This window comes from Sphingomonas sp. STIS6.2, from assembly GCF_000732685.2.
Taxonomy (GTDB): domain Bacteria; phylum Pseudomonadota; class Alphaproteobacteria; order Sphingomonadales; family Sphingomonadaceae; genus Sphingomonas; species Sphingomonas aerolata.
Map to the genome: position 1 here is coordinate 1 of NZ_JPDP02000092.1, position 1,790 is coordinate 1,790.

Genomic DNA, 1,790 nt, shown 5'->3' on the forward strand with positions numbered 1-1,790 from the left:
GCGATGGGCAACGCCAAATGGCTCGGCGTGCGCCTGCGCGACGTGCTCGATATCGCCGGCGTGAAGCCGGGCGCGGTCGCGGTGCGGTTCGGTGCGCTCGACCAGCCGGTGGTCGCGGGTGGACCGGATTTTGCGAAGTCGCTGTCGATCGACCACGCACGCGACGGCGAAGTGATGCTCGCCTTCGGGATGAACGGTGAACAGATGCCGCTCCTCAACGGCTTCCCGGTCCGGCTGATCGTACCCGGCTGGTATTCGACCTATTGGGTCAAGATGCTGAACGACATCGAGGTGCTTGCCGCGCCCGACGACGGTTACTGGATGGCCAAGGCGTACAAGATCCCTGACACTCCAGGCGCGAACGTGCGGCCTGGCCAGAAGGATTTCCCGGCCGTCCCGATCAACAAGATGATCCCGCGCAGTTGGGTCACGAGCCTCGACGAAGGGCAGGCGATCGCGTTTGACCGGTCAATCCCGCTGGGCGGCATCGCGATGGGCGGCGATTGCGGCGTCGCCAAGGTCGATGTGTCGACCGACAACGGCAAGAGCTGGTACAAGACGACGCTTGGCCCCGATCACGGCAAATACAGTTTCCGCCGCTGGGATGCGCAGGTGCCGCTCAGCCATGCGGGCCCGACCAGACTGATGTCGCGCTGCTGGAACACCGCCGGCATCGCGCAGCCGATGACGCCGATCTGGAACCCGGGCGGGTTCATGCGCGGCAACATCGAAACCACCAACATCGTCGTCGGCTGAGGAGCGCTCCCCCATGAAAACGCCTTCCATCGGCACGCTGTCGTTCGGGTTCGTCGGCGCGACCGTCGTTCTTCTACTCGCGATCGGTGCCCCGAACAGCCGCATCGCCCCGCCGCCTGCCGCCCCGACCGCACCACCGCCGCCAAGCGTTTCGGCGCGCGGCTTCTCGCTGGCGTCCACCTCGGTCGATCTCCCGACCGACGAAGGGCAATATCCCGCCGGCCCGCATGCCGACGTCATCAACGCCAACTGCACCTCGTGTCATTCGGCGAGCATGGCGCTGAACCAGCCGCCACTCTCCTCCGATCAGTGGACCGCGGAGGTCACCAAGATGCGCGAGGTCTACAAGGCTCCTGTTGCACAGGCTGACGTGCCGGCGATCGTCGCTTATCTGACCGCCATGAGCGCAAAGCAGCCGGGCGCCGCGAAGGGCAAGGCGCAAGACCCCGATCCGAAGGCTGCGCCCGACGTATCGGGGGGATCAGGCTAAGCACATCACTCACGACACGCGGTTCTGCGCGCGAAGTGCTGTGCGGCGTGTACGTGTCTCGCGCAGTGTTGCATTGGGCGCGAGGCCGTTCGCGGGCACCTTGGGTATCGCAACGCGCTGCGACAGGTAGATGCCATTGTGGCCCGAGCAGAGATAGGCCACGAAACAGGCGACGGCGATCGGCACCGCATAGCTGGCGCCAAACAGTTCAATCCCCATGAAGGTGCAGGCGAGCGGGGTATTGGCAGCCCCGGCAAAGACCGCAACAAAGCCGATCGCGGCGAACAGGCCCGTCGGTACGTCCAAGAAAGGCGCCAGCGCGTTACCGAGCGCCGCGCCGATGAAGAACAACGGCGTGACTTCACCGCCTTTGAAACCCGCACCGAGCGTGACGACAGTAAACAGCAGCTTGATCGCCCAACTCCACGGATGCGTGTCTGGTCCGAAGAAGCTGGCGATGGTAAGGCTCTCGGGCCTCGCTGCCAGGACACCCAGGCCTAGATAGTCGCGCGTGCCGAACAGGAAGACGAGCGCGATAACGACG

At 65.1% G+C, this 1,790-nt stretch carries 3 protein-coding genes; 2 read left to right on the forward strand and 1 reads right to left on the reverse strand.

Going from position 1 to position 1,790, the window contains the following annotated elements:
• On the forward strand, positions 1-756 hold a 756-nt coding region (locus sphst_RS12410), incomplete at its 5' end, for a molybdopterin-dependent oxidoreductase (RefSeq protein WP_159043609.1).
• A gap of 13 nt (positions 757-769) precedes the next feature.
• Positions 770-1,246 (forward strand): hypothetical protein, encoded by a 477-nt coding sequence (locus sphst_RS12415; protein ID WP_031392891.1) that lies wholly within the window; start codon positions 770-772, stop codon positions 1,244-1,246.
• Positions 1,247-1,255: 9 nt separating this feature from the next.
• On the opposite strand, the gene sphst_RS12420 is transcribed toward sphst_RS12415, so the two are convergent.
• Positions 1,256-1,790 (reverse strand): chloride channel protein (locus sphst_RS12420; RefSeq protein WP_199848971.1); only part of this gene is annotated, 535 nt, incomplete at its 5' end.